The 4,635-nt window shown below is 37.7% G+C and carries 4 protein-coding genes; 2 read left to right on the top strand and 2 right to left on the bottom strand.

What is annotated here, in order from left to right; all coding sequences use genetic code 11:
- The first annotated feature begins 317 nt into the window (after positions 1-317).
- Positions 318-1,493 (top strand): bifunctional 2-polyprenyl-6-hydroxyphenol methylase/3-demethylubiquinol 3-O-methyltransferase UbiG, encoded by a 1,176-nt coding sequence (gene ubiG, locus OZD61_RS00035; RefSeq protein ID WP_274979374.1) that lies wholly within the window; start codon positions 318-320, stop codon positions 1,491-1,493.
- 11 nt (positions 1,494-1,504) lie between these two features.
- Here ubiG and OZD61_RS00030 read toward each other — a convergent pair whose 3' ends face one another.
- Positions 1,505-1,945, bottom strand: a complete 441-nt coding sequence (locus tag OZD61_RS00030; RefSeq protein ID WP_010082521.1) for a TrbC/VirB2 family protein — start codon at positions 1,943-1,945, stop codon at positions 1,505-1,507.
- Between the two features lie 139 nt (positions 1,946-2,084).
- On the opposite strand from OZD61_RS00030, the gene metG reads away from it, so the two are divergent.
- Positions 2,085-3,683: a methionine--tRNA ligase gene (gene metG / locus OZD61_RS00025; protein ID WP_274979373.1), complete on the top strand. Its 1,599-nt coding sequence runs from the start codon at positions 2,085-2,087 to the stop codon at positions 3,681-3,683.
- A 33-nt stretch (positions 3,684-3,716) separates the two neighbouring features.
- Here metG and OZD61_RS00020 read toward each other — a convergent pair whose 3' ends face one another.
- Positions 3,717-4,472, bottom strand: coding sequence for a hypothetical protein (locus OZD61_RS00020; RefSeq protein ID WP_274979372.1), 756 nt, complete (start codon positions 4,470-4,472; stop codon positions 3,717-3,719).
- Positions 4,473-4,635: the final 163 nt, after the last annotated feature.

Genomic DNA, 4,635 nt, shown 5'->3' with positions numbered 1-4,635 from the left:
TTATAATGAATTTTGTCAGTAGCCACCAGATTTTTTCAGTTCCTATGCAACAAAGCCCACTGGAATCCAGTTCTTATTATACAGCTATCTGGTGTACTTATTTAAAATTAAGTTTTCTGGATCTCAGTGCCAAAGCACTGGGATGAACCCTTCCTGGCGGAGATTATTCTCAAATCACAATGTTCGTACAGTTGTGGAATGAATTGCGGTATGACGTAGGAAAACCTTAGCTATAGCTTTAGAACTCCCAAAGGTTCAGAAGCATTGAATGACTTGACAGAAAGTTCAAACCCATATAGAATGTCCTCATTTCTTATATGTTAGATGTAGTATCAATTGCCTCAGATCATGCTGGTTATGAATTAAAATCAGAAATAAAACCTTACCTGGAAACCCTAGGTTACAGAGTGGTAGATCAAGGCTGCACTGCTCAGCAAAAGTGCGTGGATTATCCAGACTATGCTGTTAAAGTTGTAGAAGATATAACAAGCAAAAAAGCAAATTATGGGATATTAATTTGTGGTACAGGTTTGGGCATGAGTACTGTGGCAAATCGTTTTGAAGGAATCTACGCTGCTTTGTGTAATAGTGTTGAAATCGCAAAATTAGCTCGCGAGCATGGCAACGCAAACGTACTGTGTCTTGGTGCAGGATTTACTGCGAGTGGATTAGCAAAAGACATAGTCAAACAATTCCTCGAAACAGAATTTTCAAAAGAAAGCAGACATAAAAAACGCCTTGATAAACTCAGCAATATAACCTCTAAGAAAAAAAAAACAAAAACTTATAACGAAGATGAAATATCAAAATTCGCTAAAATGGCAGGCCAGTGGTGGGATGAGAACGGCAAATTCAAACCATTGCACATGATGAATCCTGTTAGAGTATCTTACATTATTGAGAAAATAAAAGAGTTAAAAAAATGCAGTTTGAAAGAATTATCATTGCTTGATGTTGGATGCGGTGGTGGCATTTTGTCAGAGTCAATGGCACGCGTTGGCATTAACGTTGTGGGAATAGATGTATGTGAAGAAAACATAAAAGTAGCGCATTCACATGCAAAAAAAGTAGGGTTAAATATAGAATATATACACACCAGCATTGAAGAGCTAAGCAATGACAAGAAGTACGACGTGGTTCTGTTGATGGAAGTAGTTGAACATGTGGATAATTTAGAGCTTTTCATGAAAAAAGCGATAGAACTGCTAAAACCGGAGGGGTTAATCTTTATATCCACAATAAATGGAACTATTAAATCCTTTTGTCTTGCAATAATTGGTGCAGAGTACATATTAAATTGGCTGCCAAAAGGTACACATAACTGGAATAAATTTCTCAAGCCGTCAGAAATTGCAAATCACTTAAGAGAAAATAATGTAACGCTGCAAAACATGGCTGGCATGGAGTACAACGTAATAAAGCGTGAGTGGAATCTAACTAAAGGCGTGGATGTTAATTATATACTCTGCGGTTTGTTAGATTTAACTCTATAAAAGCACCATTTTCACTTCCAATACTTTGAAGGATCTTGGCCAGCTTTTATACAGTAGCCTTTATTAGTTAGCGCCCAACCGGAACGACAAGCATAACCTGTACCTACACGTTCATATCCAGGAGCAGCAACACACTTTCCATTCTCCAAGGTTTGACCTTTAAAAAGACAACAAACTTCTTTTTCTGTTACCTTTGTCACAATTTGAGGAGCACCAAAAAACACAGCAACAAACATACCCAGTGCGAAAAGTGCAGGCCAAGGCATTCTGCCAAATATTGCAAGTAAGCTTGAACCAATTATTACCACTGTAATCATTGGTCCACCTATTCCATGAACGTAACCTATTACATTACACATTACATCTGTTGCTCCATCAGCGTGTGCATCAAATGCATAGAAAACTATAAATAGAATTACAAGAAAATTTCTCATTGTTCTTTCAATAATCATGCCTGATTGTTTCTTATTTTAATAAAATTTCAGTAAATAGCTTTTTTCAAAAATTATGCTTAACCCAATCAATATTTATTTATTACTGCCTTTTTAATACTATAATTAACTCAGTTGATTTTTATCAAAATGCGAAACCATGGAACAATTCGAGAACTTTTACATCACCACGCCAGTATATTACGTAAACGATAAGCCGCATATTGGTCATGCATACACTTCTCTCTTGTGTGACGTGGTGGCAAGGTTCATGAAACTAGCTGGGAAAAATGTCAAATTTACCACCGGCACAGATGAACATGGACAAAAAATAAAAAAAGCAGCTAAAGCAAAGGAAATGCAGCCAAAAGAATTTACAGATGATGTGAGCGTTTCATTTAAAGAATTGGCTAAGTTCATGAATTTTGAGTATGAAGATTTTATTCGCACTACGGAGGAACGTCACAAAAAAGCAGTTATAGCTTTATGGAATAGACTTGAAGAGAGAGGGCAAATATATTTGGATTCCTATTCGGGTTGGTATTCAGTTCGTGATGAAGCATTTTATCAGGAATCAGAGCTGATAGATGGCAAAGCACCAACAGGCGCAGAAGTTCAGTGGGTAAAAGAAGAGAGCTACTTTTTTCGCTTGTCAAACTGGCAAGACAAATTACTGGAACTCTATAAAAATCAGCCAAGTTTTATCTTCCCTGAGAGCAGAAAAAATGAAGTAGTATCGTTTGTAAGATCAGGGCTCATTGACCTCTCAATCTCTCGCACTAGTTTTAACTGGGGAATAAAAGTACCAGGTAATGACAAACACGTAATCTATGTCTGGATAGATGCATTAACCAATTATCTTACATCAATAGGTTTCCCTAGTACTGAAGGTGAGGAATATAAGAGGTTTTGGGCAGAACCAGAAACACAGATTCCAGTGTCAAGCACTGGAATGACGCCGAACCTAGCTGACAGCTCTTTCAACGTTCATGTAATCGGTAAAGACATATTGCGCTTTCATGCTGTATATTGGCCAGCGATTCTCCTTGCAGCAGACCTGCCACTGCCAAAACAAATTGCAGTTCATGGTTGGTGGTTGAACGAGGGAGAGAAAATATCCAAGTCCCTTGGTAATGTCATAGATCCAATTGGCCTCGCTCAAGAGTTTGGTGTTGATCAGCTACGCTATTTTCTCCTCAGGGAAGCAAGCTTCGGCCAAGATGGCAACTTTAGTAAGAAAAATATGATCAGCCGGATAAATTCAGAACTGGCAAACAACATAGGCAATTTAGTACAAAGAACAATTTCATTTTTACACAAGCAATGTTCTGGAATTGTACCAACAATCGATCAAAGCCTACTTACAGGTGAAGAAAGTCTTCCAGGTTGCAAAGCTATACTCGATCAAGTGATGAATCACCTATCAAAGTATGAATTTAACCATATCATACTTCTAATTATCAACATCTCTTCTGAAGCCAACGCTTATATAGACAAAAGTGCACCCTGGACATTGAGCAAAACTGACAGAGAGCGCATGAATTTAGTAATTTACAAGTTACTGGAATATATCAGGATAATAGGCATTTTATTGCAGCCAATCGTTCCCAAGTCAGCAGAGATGATACTAAATCAACTGCAAATTCCGAAAGAACAACGAGATTTAAAATCTTTGTGCGACGCGTGCGTAAGTTCAGGCATAACATTGCCTAAACCTACGCCGGTTTTTTTGAGGGTTGATGCTAAAGAGGAGAAATAGTGTAAAAACTATTTCTCCTGGATGGGATTACATTTATTGACTAGGGAACGTACCATTGTTTACAGACGCACTGTTGCCCATAGATGATGCTACAACTCCATTAAGTACTGTAGGAATATATGGTGCAGCATAATATAAAACAGCAGTACCACAGAGTCCTATTCCAGTGGTCACTATTTTAGCTACCTTAGCCTTAGCCCATGCATCCCAGCCTTGACCATTTTCTTCTTTAGCTGGCTGACTTTCTGGGCTAGAAATCTCAGTACCTTTTTCATCACCAGATTCTGCATCATAAAATACATCCTGATCCTCAGAAAGACTCATTAAATAACTTTTAGCAGCATCAACATTTAAATGATCAGGTTGCTTAGGAACGTTATCAATACTTAAATAATCCAAACTATTAGCTCGTTGCTTTTGCTCACTGGAAAGAACCTCAAGATTTAAATAATCCAAACGAGTTAGTTCTTGCATGCTAGGTTTAGATCCATCTTCACGCTTAAACTGCTCTTCCGGACTAGAAACCTTAGTACCATAAATCCTACTGTACAAGCTGCTTCCAACGCTGTTAAGTGCTTCTCTTACAGATGCAATTGACGCATCATAAGTATTTTTCAAGCCACCCCCAATACCACTAAGTGTTCCTTTTGTAGACTCAGTTGATGGCACATAATTATCGTAAGCACATTTGCCAGAATACAAGACACCATTAACTGCTTCTTTTGCAAACCAAACAGCGCTATTAACTGTTCCTTTTGCAAGCTGAACAGTGCCATCAGCAATTGCCACTTTTAATTTGTCTTCTTCTATCTTTTTATTTTTTTCAGCTAGTTGAGTTTTTTGCTCAGAACTTTTCTGCTTTTGAGTGCGTACTTGATCTTTTAACTTAGAACCTGTTAAGGATCTCGAAAATATGAGGTAAAATAAGCATAGTTAAGAAAGAGGTATATCT

Origin of the sequence: Wolbachia endosymbiont of Drosophila bocki (assembly GCF_028982005.1) — a bacterium.
Lineage (GTDB): Bacteria > Pseudomonadota > Alphaproteobacteria > Rickettsiales > Anaplasmataceae > Wolbachia > Wolbachia pipientis.
Note: the sequence above shows the minus strand (reverse complement) of the source record. Positions and strands in the feature narration are given on the sequence as shown.